The organism is Lysinibacillus sp. EB271-A1-10B, assembly GCF_058791335.1.
In genome coordinates, this window is record NZ_JBYTDL010000009.1 from 41,618 (window position 1) to 59,383 (window position 17,766).

The window sequence follows — 17,766 nt, forward strand, 5'->3', positions numbered from 1 at the left end:
ATTTGAAAATAAAAAGAAGGTAGGCAAGACGATGAAAAATATCTGGCATAGCATACAACTTGCGTTTCAATTTTTTACGGTTTTGCCAGTACATAAAGAAATTCCTTTAACGAAGGCAACGATTACAGGGATGTTCGCCTTTTTGCCATGGATAGGGGCACTCATGGGTACCGCAGTGGCTGCGGTGATCTATGGTTTAACGGAATGGACGGCAAGTAGCGAGGTCTTACTTGCCTTTGTGATTATCGGATTATTTGCCTTATTTACTGGTGGATTACATTTAGATGGTTTTATTGATATGGGGGATGCTTATTTTTCCTATCGAGATCGAGAGAAGCGACTTGAAATTTTAGATGATCCACGTGTTGGCGCATTTGGTGTGCTATCAGTGCTATTTTTAGTGCTTGGTAAATTTGTCATACTTCACGAATTATTCGTACAGCAAAAGTTTGCTCTGTGGATGCTTGTATTTATTCCGTTATGTACACGAGTTGGTATGAGCTTTTATTTTATGTCGCTTAATTGCTCAAAGGAAAAGGGGCTTGCCTACTTTTTTAAAACACATATTAAGCCGGGTTTACTAATCTGCTTTATGCTTTTAACATTAGTTGTAGCATACAGTAGCTTGTTGTTTATAACGGGATTCACAATTGTTCCGTTCGTGTTAATGGCTGTATTAGCGATTGCCTTTTTAGTTTTTCGGCAATTTACAGTGCGTAACTTTGGCGGTGTTTCTGGGGATTTACTCGGTGCATCAATTGAAGGAATGGAGGTTGTACTGTGGGTGACGTTGTTACTGTGCACTTAATGAGACATGCACCAACAAAGGAAAATTTAGAGAAGCGTTATATCGGCTGGACAGATTCTTCATTAGCTGATGCATCTTTACTCCCTATTGTAGATCAAGAGGTCACGAAGGTGTATGGTAGTGATTTACTACGCTGTAGGGAAACAGCTGACCGTTATTTTCCGAATGCAACTTACGTGTCTGATCAGAGATTTCGAGAGTCGAATTTCGGTGAATTTGAAGGGCTCACATATGAGGACTTACAATCCGATCATCGATATTGTGCATGGTTAGATGATCCTGTACAGTCTCCACCTCCAAGGGGAGAAGGCTTTGATATGTTTTGTGCGCGTGTTTTGGAAGGGTTCACTGCATTACCAAAAGGGGGAGATGTGTATCATCTCGTTGTCCATGGTGGGGTTATTCGAGCGCTTCTCGTAGCCTTTGCTCCAACTGAGCAACCTTTTTGGTCTTATCAAACACCGCATGATAAAATGTTTTCTTTAACGTTTTTAAGAAAGGCTTGGGAGGAGGGAGCAAGATGCATGTCTTTATCGGAGGAGCCTATAGTGGAAAAACCGACTATGTCATGAAATTACTTGCAGGTCAAAACGTTGAGCTAGTGGATGGTACTCTACCTGATGGCGCTCCTACTTGTGATGTACTAGTTATAAAAAACATAGAAAAGTGGCTCGTAATACAAAATCTTGAGGATGATGAACCTCTTGTCAGAACTATTTTAACAAGACTAAAGTCGCTTGAAGAAAATTGTTCCTTGTATATAATAGTGACCGATATGGGACGTGGCGTTGTGCCGATGGAAAAACAGGCACGATTGTTGCGTGATACATGTGGGCGTTTGTACCAGGCATTATTTGCTGAAGCCGAACAAGTCGTACGCATTTGGTACGGTATTGGGGAACAAATTAAATGATTTAGTGTCTTGCAGAATTTAGATGGCTCTTCATAAAAGTGGGGATGACATTTGCAAAGACGCATACTTTGTATATAAGTTGATCTTCGTTACGGCTGGACGACTCCTTGGGGAATAGCGATATAAAGGAACGAAGGCTAATAGCATCACGTCCTGTGATAACGCCTTCGAACGTTCTGTTCGCCCGAGACCCTGCAGCGAAGCGGCTCATCGGACGCCCCCAGGAAGCTCTGCTCTGTGCGAAAGCGAAGCGGCAGCTACAAAGCGCACAGCCGCAACGGAAATCAACCCCACACGCTATAATGAAAAAATTTCACGGAAAGAGGAAATGGGATGGATCGACAAAAATTAATGAAATTAACGCTCACTGCCATGGTAGCGGCAATTTGTGCAGTAGGTGCAGTCATTAAAATTCCAACATTTATTACAACTGCTGCGCTTGACTCTGCACCGGCATTTTTGAGCGTTGTATTTTTATCGCCAGTATTAGCTGGTGCTGCAGGAGTCATTGGGCATTTTATTTCAGCCTTAACTACTGGCTTCCCTTTTGGACCACTACATATAATTATCGCTGTGGAAATGTTTATCGTTGTATGGATCTTTGGGGTTATGCATAAAAAAGGAATGCATTTCTGGAAATGGCCTGTGGCACTTATTTTAAATGGTGTCGTGGCACCTATACCATTTTACTTTATTATTAGTCCGGCATTTTATTGGACGTCATTGACTAGTCTTCCATTGGCAACACTTGTTAATCTAGTGATCGTTGCGGTGGCGATGCCAGTTCTGTCGAAGGTATTTGTGCGTAAGGAAGGTCGAGTACATTGAGAAATGCAATAAAAATAGGCGAGCTCATTGCGACAACCGATAATTCCGCTGCAATTGGCGAAAAGCTACAAGATGTTGTCTCTGCTCCAGATCAGCTTACGGCATATTTTACTGCACGTGTTACATTTTTAGAGCAGCTTGCTGCAAATGCTTTACCAAGGCATATTTTACTTGCTAATTTTTCAGGGGATGCTGCATGGTCTCGTTATGTTGCAGGCATTCAGCAGGTTTTTGATGAGGCTGGTCTTTTTTGTCCGCAAATAGACGGTAGTTCAGAGACCAATATGCCAACTTTACAATCAGGTTTGTCAATAACGATGCTTGGGGAGCAGCAGAAACGGACAGCTACAAAGCATGAGCAGCTAAGTTGGTACACATATGGTCTGCCGCTTGTAGGCAATGAAATCCTTGCACAGCCTGAAGATGTCGCACAGCTGGACCCTATTTTTCAAGCGTGGAAAGAGGGAATCGTGCAGCAAGTATGGCCAGTTGGATCAAAAGGTCTACAAGCAGAATTTACCCGACTTTTTGGCGAGCAACAGGTCAAAAATTCATTAGATGTTGAGAAATCGGCTGGTCCATGTGCAGTAGTTTTGCTAGGAATTGATCCAGAAAAAGAGCAGCAAGTACAAAAATATTTTCCTAGAAATTTTGAAAAACTACGTAAAACTGCATTGTAATCGGGCTTGCTTCGAGAAAAAGTAACACTTAAAAAAATTCAAGGGGCAAAACGCCTATTGCAACTATAAACACTATATGTTAGATTTGTTTAGGAGTTAAAACACAATATATAGTATTTTGGACGAGCGGTACCAAATATGGTTTAAAAGGGAATTCGGAAAAGAGTCATCTTAGGCCGAAGCTGTCCCCGCAACTGTAAGTGCTGACAAATGATGAATAGGCCACTGTAAAGAACGGGAAGGCCATCATTTGGAGGAAGCATGAGCCAGGAGACCTGCCGATTTGTTCAAGACAGCAACACATTCTTCGGGGATTGAGAAGTGGAGGCGAGAGATTTGTCCACTTCTTAGTGTGCATGTCCTTCATTTCCATTTCCGATTTTACTGCGATCACGTAACCGATAAATGTTGCGTGATCGCTTTTTGTGTTGGTGGAGAAAGAAAGGGAGAGAATGTATACATGACAATTCAAATCGAACAGCAAATTGCTAAGCTCAAGAAAAGTTATACGGAGGAAGAAATCGAAAGTTTTGTAAGATTATCGGATCGATGGCTACGAAAAAACGACAATGCAACATTTGAAGCATGGGCGGATGCGATGATTTTACAAACGCTTAGCCTGATTGATGAAGAGGAGCCATACTGGACATTTGTCGCAGCTCAAATTTATTTAGAAAAACTGTATGATCAATTTGCAATGCGCCGTGGCGTTTCAGTGCAAGATGTTTATAAAGGTTTCCCAGAACAATTAGCACGCTATACAGAAGCTGGTTTGTATCATGAAAGTTTAACAACAAAATATAGTGAGCAGGATCTTCAAGAACTCGCTTCCTATTTAGAATCAAGTCGAGATGAATTGTTTACGTATATTGGCTTAAAAACATTAATGGACCGCTATGTAGTCCGTGATTACACAAAAACACCAGTAGAGCTACCACAGGAACGATGGATGGTCATTGCGATGACCCTTATGCAAGATGAAACAGAAAATCGTTTAGAAAAAGTACGTGAATCTTACTGGGCAATGAGTAATTTATATATGACTGTGGCAACACCTACATTATCGAATGCAGGTAAAACACATGGCCAGCTATCTAGCTGCTTTATCGATACAGTAGATGATAGTTTACAAAGTATTTATGACACAAATACAGATGTCGCTACATTATCGAAATACGGTGGTGGTATTGGTGTTTACATGGGCAAAATTCGTAGCCGAGGCTCATCCATTAAAGGCTTTAAAGGTGCATCTAGTGGTGTTTTACCATGGATTAAACAGCTTAATAATACGGCGGTTTCAGTCGATCAGCTAGGTCAACGACAAGGAGCTATTGCTGTTTATTTAGATGTTTGGCATAAAGACGTCTTTACGTTTTTAGATTTACGCTTAAACAATGGTGATGAGCGTTTACGTGCCCATGATATTTTCACAGGGCTATGCTTACCGGATTTATTTATGGAAACGGTTGAAGAACGTGGAGAATGGCATTTATTTGACCCACATGAAGTACGAGAAGTTATGGGCTTTTCACTAGAGGATTTCTACGATGAGAAAAAGGGTGATGGCACTTTCCGTACTAAATATGCAGAATGTATTGCGAATCCATTATTAAGTCGTGAAGTCGTGCCAGCGATTGATATTATGAAGCGTATTATGCGCTCGCAGCTTGAAACTGGCGTACCGTTTATGTTCTATCGAGATGAAGTAAATCGTATGAATCCGAATAAGCATGAGGGAATGATTTATAGTTCGAACCTGTGCACAGAGATTTTCCAAAATATGTCAGCGACTGAGTTCGAGTCTATTACTCTAGAAGATGATGTCATCGTAACACGTCGCAAACCTGGCGATTTCGTTGTATGTAACTTATCATCTATCAATCTAGGCAGAGCTGTACCGGCTGGTGTTTTAGAACGATTAATCCCGGTTCAAGTACGTATGTTAGATAATGTTATTGCTTTAAATACAATTCCAGTTAAACAAGCAGAGCGTACGAACTTACGCTACCGTGGCATTGGACTTGGAACATTTGGCTGGCATCATTTATTAGCTTTGAAAGAAATTCAATGGGAGTCTGAGGAAGCTGTAGAATTTGCGGACAAGCTATATGAGGAAATTGCGTATTTAACAATTCGCGCTTCTAACAATTTAGCATGTGAAAAAGGGGCCTACCCATTATTTGAAGGCTCGGATTGGAATACTGGTGCGTATTTTGACAAACGTGGCTACGACAGTCATAAATGGAATGAGTTACGCGCGACGGTTGCTGAAAAAGGAATGCGTAACGGCTACGTCATGGCGGTTGCACCGAACTCATCAACATCTATTTTAGCGGGTAGTACGGCTACGATCGATCCTATTTTCCAAAAGAGTTATTCAGAAGAGAAGAAGGATTACAAAATTCCAGTAACAGTACCAGATCTATCACCTGTGACGACTTGGTATTATAAATCTGCTTATTTCATCGATCAAAATTGGACAATCAAGCAAAATGCTGCACGAGCACGTCATATCGACCAAGGCATTTCACTTAATTTATACGTTCAAAATACGATTAAGGCAAAAGAATTACTAGCATTGCATATGAATGCATGGGCGAGCGGTGTGAAAACGACATATTATGTACGCTCAACATCTGTAGAATTGCTAGAATGTGAGTCTTGCGCGAGCTAGGGGGAAGTAACAATGACAACTATTACAAAACGACAAATTATGGATAAAGAAGCACCAAACCGTTCAACAGGTATTGTGAACGGACGTTCTTCTAACATTTTAAACTGGGACGATGTGCGTTTTAGCTGGGCTTATCCTAAATATAAAAAAATGCTAGGTAACTTCTGGACTCCGTTTGAAATTAATATGAGCAATGATGTTAAGCAGTTTCCACAGCTATCAGCAGATGAACAGGAATCCTTTTTAAAAATCATTGGCTTACTAGCACTATTAGACAGTGTGCAAACTGATTTTGCGGGGAAAGTAGCGGATTATTTAACAGATTCAAGCTTAAATGCATTAATGATTATTTTAGCGCAACAAGAGGTAATTCATAATCACTCTTATTCTTACGTGCTATCAAGTATTGTGAACAAAGACGAGCAGGATCGTACGTTTGACTTTTGGCGAACAGAGCCAGTGTTAGAGCGACGTAATGAGTTCGTTATTAAGGGCTACCAAGCATTTTCAGAGGAACCAACTGTTGAAAATATGCTAGAAGCAATTGTCTATGATGTGATTTTAGAAGGTTTATTCTTCTATTCTGGCTTCGCGTTCTTCTATCATTTAGCACGCAATCAAAAAATGGTGGCCTCGTCAACGATGATTAACTATATTAATCGCGATGAGCAGCTACATGTCGATTTATTTGTGAAAATCTATCAGGAGCTACTAGAGGAATATCCTGAATACGATACACCAGAACGAGCGGCTCGTGTACAGGAAATCTTCCGTGAAGCAGTTCAGCTAGAAGTCGATTGGGCTAATGAAGTAATTGGCAATAAAATTGATGGTCTCGATGTAGAAGATGTGCATGATTATGTACACTTCTATGCGAACGTACGCTGTAATCAGCTTGGCGTTGAGCGTCCATTTGAAGGCTATCGCAAAAATCCATTAAAGTGGGTAAAAGCGTATGAGGATGTTGACTTAGGAAAAACAGATTTCTTCGAGCAACGTTCTCGCCAATATGTGAAGGTCAATGTAGAAGATAACGGCTTTGATGATTTGTAATACTAAATACACCGCAATGTTGAAATAACATTGCGGTGTATTTTTTTGAGGGTATCCGAGTCAAGGTGGAATATACTCAGGTAGAGAGGGAATTCGCTCTCGGGTTGCAATGAGAACGGCACTACAGTTACCAAAACCTACATAAAAAATTAATCGTGTCCCAAATATTACGAGACCCGAAAAATTAATTACCACTTGAGAATGATTTTCAGTTATAATTATAGAGAATGTGATTTAAATGGAACGGAGTCGAAGGAATGCAGGCAATAAAACAGTTAGGAGGGTTTTTAGGGCCCTATAAATTTTTTACCTTAATTGCACCATTATTAATGGTACTAGAGGTAACGATGGATTTACTTCAGCCGACGATTATGCAGCATATGATTGATACGGGTATTTCGAATGGGGATAATCCATATGTGCTGAAAATGTTCGTCTGGATGCTGATCAGTGCGGTATTCGGACTTGTTGGTGGGATAGGCTGTTCCTATTATAGTTCGAAGGCAGCAATCCATTTTGCATCGGATGTTCGTCAGTCACTTTATGAAAAAATGATGACGTATTCGGCAAAGGAACGTGACACTTTTACAACAGGGAAGCTTATTACGATTTTAACGAGTGATGTAGAAAGTGTTCAGCGCGCGTTTATGATGACGTTGCGTATTTTTGTGCGCGGTCCTTTATTATTTATTGGAGCCGTTATTATTGTTTTTGTGACGGCACGTGAGTTATTTTCGATACTCCTTATTATCGTGCCGCTATTAATTATTGCGATGTACTTTTTCACCAAGTATTCGGGTGTCCTGTATCGTCGAGTGCAGGAGGCGATTGATCGTGTTAATACAAAGCTTCAGGAAAATTTAGCGGGGATTCGTGTTGTGAAGGCGTTCCGTCGTGAAACGCAACAGATTGACCAATTTGGTGCTTTAAATGATACGCTAACAAAGCGCTTTATTACAGCCGAGCAAATTGTTGGGGTGCTCGTGCCGTTTACGATGTTCGTTGTCAATCTAGGGATTGTAGCAGCACTTTGGCTTGGGGCCATTAAGGTAGAAGCCGGTACTTTAAAGGTGGGAGTAATTCTAGCTTTTATTAACTATTTAACGATTATCTTAAATGGATTGATGACTTCTAGTATGGTATTGATGCAAATTGCACGTGCGATTCCTTCAGGGGAGCGAATCGTGAACGTCTTAAATAAAGAAGTAGCAGTGAAGGAAGCGGAAAATCCACTTACAGAGCCAATTCAAGGGGCGATTGACTTTCAAAATGTGAGCTATCGTTATTATGAATCGGCTGAAGATGTCCTGAAAAACATTACATTTTCCGTAAAGCCGGGGCAAACAGTAGGTTTGATCGGAAAAACAGGTAGTGGAAAATCAACGCTAGTGAAGCTATTACCACGTTTATTTGATCCGACGAGTGGAGAAATCCTCTTGGACGGAAAGCCTCTAAAGGAATATGCATTATCCACTTTGCGCAGACATATTGGTTTTACTTCTCAAAAAGCATTATTGTTTTCAGGTGCAATTGACCATAATATCCGTCTTGGTAAGGAAGATGCAACGTCAGTGGAATTACAGCAAGCTCTAGATGCAGCATGTGCTACTGAATTTGTGAGTCGACTGGATAAAGGTTTAGCGCATGAACTTTCACAGGGGGCGACCAATCTTTCTGGCGGTCAAAAACAGCGATTAGCGTTAACACGTGCACTCGTAAGACAGCCTGCTATTTTAGTGTTGGATGATACAACATCTGCTCTTGATAGTGCCTCTGAAAAACATGTCCAGCAAGCTATTAGTAATCAATATAATGATACAACGACGTTTATCGTAGCGTCTAAAATTGCTTCTATTCAGCAGGCAGACCTGATTTTAGTAGTAGATGACGGCGAAATTGTTGGTCAAGGCACACATCAACAATTATTACAGAATAATAAATTCTACCAAGCAATTTACGCTTCACAGCAAAAGGCTGGTGTTCAACAATGAGTCAAAGTCAACAAAAGCAAATCAATTTTGGACGCGGACCACGTATGGCTGGACCAGCTGAAAAGGCTAAAAATCAAATGGCTACGATCAATCGTGTGTGGCATTATGTGAAGCAGCAAAAAATAGGGCTTTATTTCTCAATATTCTTTGTAATAGCTTCTACATTTTTAAGTTTAGCAGGACCGTACTTAATCGGACATATCGTCGATGAATACATTATGAAAAAGGACATAGCCGGTACGATTCGTCTTGGTATTGTGCTAGCAGTTATTTATACAGCTGCGTCTATTTTTACGTGGCTACAAACATATGTCATGATTCATGTGGCGATGAAAACAATTCGCACATTACGTCTTGAACTGTTTAAAAAGCTACAAACGTTAACACTGAGATTTTTCGATCAGCGAGCACTTGGTGATTTAATGAGCCGTGTAACAAATGATATCGATAATTTAAATACGGCACTTGCACAAAGCGTGACCCAAATCGTATCGTCGGTCTTAACGGTAATCGGTGTTAGTATTGCGATGTTCTCTCTAAGTTGGCAGCTAGCAATCGTGACGCTGACTATTATTCCTTTAATTGTTTTTACGACGAAGCAAATTGTTAAACGTAGTAGTAAAAACTATGCGGCTCGTCAGCGTGATTTAGGAAAGCTGAACGGTTATATTGAGGAAATGATTACGGGTGCAGAGGTTGTAACGCTTTTTGGGACAGAACAGCAAACGATTGAGACGTTCCATAAGCAGAACGAAAATCTCCGTAACTCGGCACAGCGAGCAGAAATTACTTCAGGCCTACTAGGGCCCATTAATAATTTTATGAATAACTTAGGTTTAACTGTTGTTATTGGTACAGGGGCATTTTTATCGGTAAAAGGGATCGTTTCAGTTGGAGTTATTGCCGCATTTGTCACGTATACACGTCAATTTTTCCGTCCGTTGAATCAGTTATCTAATCTTTTGAATACTTTCCAGTCGGCGATTGCAGGGGCAGAACGAGTTTTCGAAATTTTAGATGAATCTTCGGAAGTAGTAGATAAAAAGGATGCTATTGAATGCCAAAGCCTAAAAGGAGATGTGGCATTTCGCAATGTTTCCTTCAGCTATTTGCCAGAGAAGCCAGTACTGAAAAATATTAGCTTCCAAGCGAAGAAGGGTGAAACGATTGCTCTTGTCGGTCCAACAGGATCAGGAAAAACAACGATTATCAATTTGTTAACTCGTTTTTATGATGTGGATGCAGGTGAAATTTTGATTGATGGTCAGAATATTGAAGATTATAAAATGGCAACAATCCGTCAAAGAGTGGGTGTCGTCTTACAGGATACGTATTTATTTTCAGGAACGATTCGTGAAAATATTCGTTTCGGTAAACTTGATGCTACAGATGCAGAGGTTGAAGAAGCGGCAAAAATCGCGAATGCCCATAATTTTATTAAACATTTACCAGCACAATATGATACACCTGTACAGGCAGGCGGGGCAAACTTAAGTCAAGGTCAACGTCAATTACTAGCTATTGCCCGGGAAATTCTTGAAAATTCAGATATTTTAATTTTGGATGAAGCTACATCCAGTGTGGATACGCAAACAGAGGTGGATATTCAAAAAGGTCTCCAGCATTTAATGCAGGGGCGCACAAGCTTTGTCATTGCGCACCGTTTAAAAACAATTGAAAATGCCGATCAGATCCTTGTTATTCAACAAGGTGAAATTGTAGAGCAGGGCAATCACCAGCAGCTTATGCAAAAACAAGGCATTTATAGTGATCTCCAGCAAAAACTTTTACTGGAGCAAGTGGAATAAATGAAAGAGGGCTGTCTCGTAAGTATGAAAAAACTTATGAGACAGCTTTGTTTTACTATTGTGGAAAGCATTTGGAAATGTTATGATGCATCAAAATTCAACTTTAGAAGGTGAGGCTTAAAAATGTACGAATTAAAAACAAAAGAAACGGATGAGAGTGTCATTGAATTTATTGAAAACGTGGATCATCCAAAAAAGCGTGAAGATGCTTACCGACTATTGGATATATTTGCTGAAGTTACAGGGTATGATGCGAAAATGTGGGGGCCAAGTATTATAGGATTTGGCAAATATCATTATAAATATAAATCTGGACATGAAGGCGATGCACCTTTAGTTGGATTCTCACCTCGAAAAGCTAAAATCAGTTTATATTTTGCACCAGGTGACAGTGAGCGAGACAATTTATTAAAGGTTTTTGGTAAACATACAACAGGAAAAGCTTGTGTTTATATAAATAAACTAGCGGATATTGATGTGGAAATATTAAAGTCGCTCATCCAACGATCTGTATCCTTTTTACAAGAGACTTATCCCAATCAATAATTAAGCGCTGTCTAAGTGGAGTAGAACACTTATAGACAGCTTTTTTTAGCTTAATGGGGATGACTTTTGTTAAAGTTTATATAATTGTTAATTGGAGTGGAGACTGGGCGACTCCTTGGGGATTAGCAATAGAGGAACGAAGGCTAAGAACATCACATCCTGTGATAACGCCTTCGTGACCAACCTCGTGTTGGCCCGAGACCCTGGGGCGAGCCCCGCGAGTGAAGCGGCTCATCGGACGCCCCCAGAAAGCTTTGCTCTGTGCGAAAGCGTAGTGCTAACGTAGCGGCAGCAAATGTTTAATCTATGCGACAGCAACAACTAAGCGCCCAGTCGGAACGAAAATCAACCCAACGTTATGGAAAAAGAAAAAAATTAATTAGAAATTTATTTTTATTGTTTATCCTTTCATTATCAACTGAAAGGAGAATTTTTATGAAAAAACTTTTAAAGAAAATAGTTATCTACTTTATAGCAGTCATCCTTATTGGACTAGTGGGGATATTCAGCTATCATCGATATCAGTTAAGTAAAGAATCCAAACTTCTAGGCAATAAAGGAACACTTATTGAAGTCGATCATCAAAAAATCAATGTTTACACGGAGGGTGATGGACAAGACACTTACGTATTTATGGCAGGTTCAGGGGTTGCGGCCCCAATTTATGAAATGAAAGGGCTGTACAGTAAATTTTCACAACAACATAAGATTGCTGTTATAGAAAGAGCGGGGTATGGGTATAGCGATGTCTCGAAGGACGAACGAGATATTGATACAATTTTAGCGCAAACGAGAGAAGCGCTCTTGAAAAGTGGAAATAAGCCTCCTTATATATTAGTACCGCATTCTATTTCGGGGATTGAAGCTATTTATTGGGCACAAAAATATCCTGAAGAAATTAAAGGAATCATTGCGCTTGATATTGGTTTGCCAAATCAATATGTGGAGCATGAAATGGGGGCAGTCGACTACTGGACTGTTAAAGGAATGAATTTGCTAACGAAATTGGGCATACATCGATTAACCCCTTCGAAAGTGTATAATCCAGAAGTAATGAAGCAATCGTTTTTAACTGAGAAAGAAAAAGAAATTTATAAAGCTCTATCCTATAAAAAAACTTTTAATGATGATATGAAAAATGAGTTACTACAAGTGTACGAAAATAGTTTGAAATCAGAAGAGCTTCCGAAACCAAAAGACACACCGATATTATTAATAGATGCGATTGCTGAACAAAATAAAGGTTCGCAATATACGAAGTACCATAGCCAGAAATATGCGGAATTTGCCGAGCAAATTAACAAAGCGGATGTGAAAGTACTAAGTGGCACTCATAGTATCTATTTATATAAACCGGATGAGATTTATAAGCTTGCTTTACAATTTATGAAGACTAAAGTTGACAATAAAGAAAGGTCGAGGGAATGAAAGGATTTACGATTTTAATAGTAGAAGACGACCCAATGATTGGCGATTTGATGCAAAAAATACTACAACGTGAAGGCTATGACGTTGTATGGAAAACAGATGGTCGAGAAATGATGAACATGGTTCATCAAATCGATTTAGTCATAATGGACATTATGCTCCCAGGGGAAGATGGCTATCAGCTGACAAAGAACATTAAAAGCCTAGGCTTGAATATCCCCATTATTTTTTTATCTGCTCGCAATGATATTGAGAGCAAGCTGCAAGGCTTAACCGTTGGGGAAGATTATATGACAAAGCCATTTGATCCGAGAGAGCTTCTTTTAAGAATGCAGAAAATGCTAGAGCAGCAGTATGGTACATTTACACAGATCCAACATCTATTAATTGATAGCGAGCATCGTAAGTTATTTAAAAATAATATACATGATGAAATAGCATTAACTGCGATTGAACGTAAAATCTTCTTTTATTTATATGAAAACAAGGATAGGGTGTTAACGAAGGATCATTTTTTTGACTATTTATGGCCGCTTGAAGATCGCAATCAAAATATTATCAATGTCCATATTAAAAAGATTAGAACGAAAATGAATGATACGTCGGGTACCATCCTACAAAATATTTACGGAGAAGGGTATCGATTAAATACCTACATAAAGAAATGACATTAAAAACAAAATATCGATTTTTATTATTCACCGCCATCGTTAGTGTTCCAATTGTCTTGTTAGGGATTAGTGTGTCGATGTCTATTATGTATAACTTCGCGTTTAAAACTAGAAATAAAGGCACGCCGTTCCACGAATCTTTCGCCTATCCAACGATGCTGATTGTGTTCTTCCTATCATTATGTTTACTAGCATTTTTATTTTCGAAATCGATCAATTCATTACTAACGAAAATTAATATGCTCAACAAAACGATTCGTGACTTAGCGAGCAATGAACGAACACCGAGTACATTAGCTGTTGGCAGTGGGGATGAAATCGGACAGCTAATTCAGTCCGTTAATATACTAATTGAGCGAACTACTTACCGGGAATTAGAGCTTCAACAACAGCAGGAGCTGCAAAAAGAGCTACTACAAAAGCTAAGACACGACATTAATACACCATTAACAGCGATGCGTTTACAATTATTTTATTTAGAGGATACCTATAAGGAACAACCGAAATTAGTGGAATCTTTGAATGAGCAAATTCAATATATCGCTAGCTTAACAAATGAATTGAATTGGCAGTCATTAGATACAATGGAGAATTCTTATATCGTCCAGGAAGAAGTGCAACTCACGCTATTGTTTGAAACGATGATCAAAAAGTGGAGCTATTTATATCGAATGCAAAACATCGAATTAATCTACCATCTAGTGGATAGCGATGCAACATGGACGAGTAATGCACTATGGCTGCAACGAATGTTTGATAATGTGTTCCAGAACACATTGAAACATTCAAAAGCTACAAAGCTAGAGATCACCATTAAAGATCAAAAGGTTTTCATGACAGACAATGGTACTGGCTTTGACCAAAGCCGTATAAGCGAAGGCCTGGGATTGAAGATCATTGATGACATCGCTAGAATTCTACAAGTCAACTATTCACTTTGCTCGAACGAAGAAGGGACCGAATTTTGTTTGACTCAAAAAATCTCTTGATTCTTTGATTTTATTGAGCGGTTGGCGATAAATCTTAATAGTTAGGTGATCAATAAATAAGGCTATTTTCTAATAGATTTTTGCTTTTCAACTATATAAATGAAAGTCGAATAAATAGAAATAAATTTATAACTCGATCCATTAGTTATGGGTCGAGTTTTTTTATTCTAATGAATATTAAAATTAAAAGGATATATAAATAACAATGATAATATAATTAAAAACAATAGATATTTATCGCAAAACGATAAACTATATGTTAAATTTATAATGTTATTAAATAAGTGAGGTGCATAATATGAAGGTTAAACGAAGTTCAACAACTTTCTTAAAGGGTATTATTTTTCTGGCTGGAATGGCAGTTCTTGCTTTATGTATATTTTTAGTACCCCATATAGCGAATTTCGCATCAAAATTGTATCCAAATATTTCCCCGATGAAATATCTCATTTTCATGGTGATGTATGGATCGGCTGTGTCTTTTTACTTTGCACTCTATCAGGCTTTTAATCTTTTACAGTACATTGACGAGAAGACAGTGTTCAAGGAATTATCTGTAAAGGCGTTAAAGAACATAAAGTGCTGTGCAATCATAATCAGTGGTTTATATGTATTAGGTATGCCAATCTTCCATTTGTTAGCAAGGAAAATTGACCCTCCTATTGGAATATTGGGATTCATCATCATTTTTGCTTCGTTGATTATCGCTGTTTTTGCTGCTATCCTCCAACGGCTTCTACAAGAAGCGATTAATATAAAATCAGAAAATGATTTGACGGTTTGAGATGGATGATATGGCAATTAATGTTACTATTGATGTGATGTTAGCAAAACGTAACGGAGCTTTTGAAAAGGGTTGGAATTACTATGGGGAATCTTTCTATTTTGAAAAATGGGAAAGCGAAAGCGGTTCGTTTTTCAACATTAGAAGCGATATGTAAGACTTCGGATTGACAGCCAGGTGATATAAAAAGAAAAGATTTTTGCCTTTTTAAAATAAAAAAGTAAATCTTGAAGTTATTCCGATAAATCTCGAAATGATTCCGATAAATTGTTTTAGACCCTATCAAACGAACTAGCTTCGTTCGATAGGGTCTTCTAGCAAGGATTCAATAACATGTTTTAATTGAAAAATAGAAGATTGTTGACTTTCGTTCTTTTTGTAAATAAAGACAGTTTCGATGATTTTGTTTAGCTGTGGTAAATCATAATAGTGAATGTTGGAGTAGTTATAAAGGTCAATCAGTTTTGTATTTAGCACAGCAATCGTATTGTCTATTTGTAGGAAATCAAGGATACTACTTACCGATCTTATTTCTTTCATTGTAAATGGCACTTGATTCTTATTTAACCATTCCACCATTGTACGAGTATACATACAGCCTCTGCTCAACACAAGTAATGTAATAGGTGAACCTTCCTCAAAACTAATAATATGTGAGTTGTTCGAAATGACTTCGAATGTTTCTGATGCAATCCTGTCATAATTTAAATCAGGGTAGTGTTTAATAGGATTACTCGTCAGTGCACAATCCACTTCAGCATTATGTATTTTTTCATTTAAGGAAGTGCTTGATTCCACAGTGAAATCGACATCTAACGCAATATTATTGATCTGTAAAGCATTCATAATGGATGCGCCATAAATTTTAATCGTTGTATGAGAAGTGCCGAAGTTAATTTTTGAATTTGTTTGTGCCGAACCGATTTCTTGTAAAAATTCATCGTATTCCTGTGTCATTAGCTTTAAAAATTTTAAATATTGTGTCCCTACATTTGTAATCTTCAAGCCTTGCGGTGTACGCTTAAACACTGCCTGACCAATTTCTGTCTCCATTTTCTTCACTTTAGAGGTTAAGGCGGATTGCGTATAATTCGTTATTTCAGCGGATTTACTAAGGTTTTGCCTCTCCAATATCTCGATTTTTAATGCTATTTCCTCTATGTTCATGTTTGTTTGTCACACACCTATAAAATTTTTTGATAGCCACTATCACTTTCCTCCATTTTACGCATTCATAGGCGAAGCGTAAACTCAAATATGTAATCAGCGTAAGAGCATTGGAGGAATTTTAATGAATACATATTTTAAATGGGTCATCGTATTAGTAGCTACGCTGTCTCAAACTGCGGCAACTTTTGTGACGTATGGCATGGGGCCAATCGCCACATTTTATCAAATTGAATGGAATTTATCTTCGCTACAAACAGGTTTTATTGTTTCTGCGGTTAATATCGGGCCAATCTTCTCGATGATTCTGTTCGGCTATTTTATGGATAAAAAAGGGGAAAAACAAATCATCGCTTGGGGTTCGATATTATTAGGACTCTCGGCTTTACTACTCATGTTGGTCAATAATTATGTGGTGTTATTATTTTTATTATTAATCGTAGGGGTATGGTACGGCAGTGCGCAAACCGGGGGGAGCACGGCCATCGTGAAATGGTTTCCAGACAAACACCGCGGGTTGGCGATTGGCATTCGGCAAACAGGCATTCCAATTGGTGGAGCGCTTGCATCAGTCATTCTCACATATATGTACCATCATTATAGCCTGTCATCGGTGCATCTTGTGCAAGGATTAGTAGCAATTGCTGGTGGCCTACTCTTTTTACTAATTTATCAGGAGCCTAAAGAACGTGTAGCAGTAGCTGCAACGTCTGTCACTTTTAAAGAGAAACTCATGGCCATTAAAAATAATAAAGGTTTATATCCAATTTATATTGTAGGAATCGTAATGATGACCTTACAAATGATCCTTGTTGCTCATTTTATGAGTTATTTACATCAAGAGGGGGGTTATTCCTTAACGGAAGCGGGGCAATATTTAAGCCTTATATTAATTGGTGGGATGATTGGCAGGGTAGCTATTGCTTGGATTAGTGATCAATTTTTTGCGCAAAAACGGGAATATTTTTTAATGATCGTAATGGTTAGTGCAGTTATTCTTACAGTCATATTGCCGTATATGATACATGCAAAATTGTTGATGCTATTATTTAGTTTCGTATTAGGATTCATCGCACTTGGTTGGTATTCATTATTTATCGCCTGTGTGACCGAGCAATCGAATCCACAATATGTGGGTCTAACTGTAAGTGCTGCTTTGACGCTAAATCAATTTTTTATCGTCATTGCTCCTACATTATTTGGATTCATGGTCACTATTTTTTCAAGCTATCAATTGGCCTTGGATATTGTCGCAGCGTTTGTAGCGCTAGGTGCAATTAATTTACATAGGTCAACTAAAACTACAAAGATCAGTTCAGAAATCCTGTAACAAATAAAATGAGTAACGTAGATTATTCGGTTCACATTCAGTTCATAAACTTGTTGTATTATCCGTTTATAGACAAATTTCTATAAAACTGATGGT

The 17,766-nt window shown here is 38.6% G+C and carries 16 protein-coding genes, 1 pseudogene and 1 riboswitch; of the genes and pseudogenes, 16 read left to right on the top strand and 1 reads right to left on the bottom strand.

Annotated features, from left to right (window positions below):
- Window positions 1-31: 31 nt before the first annotated feature.
- The 15 genes and pseudogenes from cobS (at window position 32) to AC3WSK_RS13510 (ending at window position 15,343) form a co-directional block, all read left to right on the top strand.
- The gene (cobS, locus tag AC3WSK_RS13440) at window positions 32-808 is read left to right on the top strand and encodes an adenosylcobinamide-GDP ribazoletransferase (RefSeq protein WP_079560910.1); all 777 of its coding nucleotides are present in this window, start codon (window positions 32-34) and stop codon (window positions 806-808) included.
- Window positions 781-1,380, top strand: coding sequence for a histidine phosphatase family protein (locus tag AC3WSK_RS13445; protein WP_492413949.1), 600 nt, complete (start codon window positions 781-783; stop codon window positions 1,378-1,380). The genes cobS and AC3WSK_RS13445 overlap by 28 nt, the downstream gene beginning before the upstream one ends.
- Window positions 1,329-1,721, top strand: coding sequence for a bifunctional adenosylcobinamide kinase/adenosylcobinamide-phosphate guanylyltransferase (locus AC3WSK_RS13450; protein ID WP_079560912.1), 393 nt, complete (start codon window positions 1,329-1,331; stop codon window positions 1,719-1,721). Before AC3WSK_RS13445 ends, AC3WSK_RS13450 begins: the two co-directional genes overlap by 52 nt.
- Window positions 1,722-2,054: 333 nt before the next feature.
- Window positions 2,055-2,549, top strand: coding sequence for an ECF transporter S component (locus AC3WSK_RS13455; RefSeq protein ID WP_492413948.1), 495 nt, complete (start codon window positions 2,055-2,057; stop codon window positions 2,547-2,549).
- A complete protein-coding gene (locus AC3WSK_RS13460; protein WP_492413946.1) occupies window positions 2,546-3,229 on the top strand; it encodes a hypothetical protein in 684 nt (227 codons plus the stop codon). Before AC3WSK_RS13455 ends, AC3WSK_RS13460 begins: the two co-directional genes overlap by 4 nt.
- Window positions 3,230-3,339: 110 nt before the next feature.
- Window positions 3,340-3,527, top strand: a riboswitch (cobalamin riboswitch).
- Between the two features lie 162 nt (window positions 3,528-3,689).
- Window positions 3,690-5,903: a ribonucleoside-diphosphate reductase subunit alpha gene (locus AC3WSK_RS13465; RefSeq protein WP_492413944.1), complete on the top strand. Its 2,214-nt coding sequence runs from the start codon at window positions 3,690-3,692 to the stop codon at window positions 5,901-5,903.
- A 12-nt stretch (window positions 5,904-5,915) separates the two neighbouring features.
- The gene (locus tag AC3WSK_RS13470; protein ID WP_079560916.1) at window positions 5,916-6,956 is read left to right on the top strand and encodes a ribonucleotide-diphosphate reductase subunit beta; all 1,041 of its coding nucleotides are present in this window, start codon (window positions 5,916-5,918) and stop codon (window positions 6,954-6,956) included.
- A gap of 257 nt (window positions 6,957-7,213) precedes the next feature.
- Complete coding sequence (locus AC3WSK_RS13475; protein WP_492413941.1) at window positions 7,214-8,947, top strand: ABC transporter ATP-binding protein; 1,734 nt, start codon at window positions 7,214-7,216, stop codon at window positions 8,945-8,947.
- On the top strand, window positions 8,944-10,755 hold the full coding sequence (locus AC3WSK_RS13480; protein WP_492413939.1) for an ABC transporter ATP-binding protein: 1,812 nt from the start codon (window positions 8,944-8,946) through the stop codon (window positions 10,753-10,755). The genes AC3WSK_RS13475 and AC3WSK_RS13480 overlap by 4 nt, the downstream gene beginning before the upstream one ends.
- A 123-nt stretch (window positions 10,756-10,878) precedes the next feature.
- Entirely contained in the window at window positions 10,879-11,301 is a 423-nt protein-coding gene (locus AC3WSK_RS13485; protein WP_492413937.1) for a DUF1801 domain-containing protein, read from the top strand.
- A 435-nt stretch (window positions 11,302-11,736) separates the two neighbouring features.
- A complete protein-coding gene (locus AC3WSK_RS13490; protein ID WP_492413935.1) occupies window positions 11,737-12,729 on the top strand; it encodes an alpha/beta hydrolase in 993 nt (330 codons plus the stop codon).
- A complete protein-coding gene (locus AC3WSK_RS13495; protein WP_079560922.1) occupies window positions 12,726-13,397 on the top strand; it encodes a response regulator transcription factor in 672 nt (223 codons plus the stop codon). The genes AC3WSK_RS13490 and AC3WSK_RS13495 overlap by 4 nt, the downstream gene beginning before the upstream one ends.
- Window positions 13,394-14,389 (top strand): sensor histidine kinase, encoded by a 996-nt coding sequence (locus tag AC3WSK_RS13500; RefSeq protein ID WP_492413933.1) that lies wholly within the window; start codon window positions 13,394-13,396, stop codon window positions 14,387-14,389. The genes AC3WSK_RS13495 and AC3WSK_RS13500 overlap by 4 nt, the downstream gene beginning before the upstream one ends.
- A 298-nt stretch (window positions 14,390-14,687) precedes the next feature.
- Window positions 14,688-15,173, top strand: coding sequence for a DUF2975 domain-containing protein (locus AC3WSK_RS13505; protein ID WP_492413931.1), 486 nt, complete (start codon window positions 14,688-14,690; stop codon window positions 15,171-15,173).
- 10 nt (window positions 15,174-15,183) lie between these two features.
- Window positions 15,184-15,343 (top strand): annotated as a pseudogene (locus AC3WSK_RS13510) (helix-turn-helix domain-containing protein).
- Window positions 15,344-15,464: 121 nt separating this feature from the next.
- Here AC3WSK_RS13510 and AC3WSK_RS13515 read toward each other — a convergent pair.
- Window positions 15,465-16,340 carry a LysR family transcriptional regulator gene (locus tag AC3WSK_RS13515; RefSeq protein ID WP_492413929.1) on the bottom strand — a complete coding sequence of 292 codons (876 nt, stop codon included), beginning with the start codon at window positions 16,338-16,340 and terminating at the stop codon, window positions 15,465-15,467.
- 124 nt (window positions 16,341-16,464) lie between these two features.
- Here AC3WSK_RS13515 and AC3WSK_RS13520 point away from each other — a divergent pair, with 124 nt between their 5' ends.
- Window positions 16,465-17,670, top strand: a complete 1,206-nt coding sequence (locus tag AC3WSK_RS13520) for an MFS transporter (RefSeq protein ID WP_492413927.1) — start codon at window positions 16,465-16,467, stop codon at window positions 17,668-17,670.
- The last annotated feature ends 96 nt before the right edge of the window (window positions 17,671-17,766 follow it).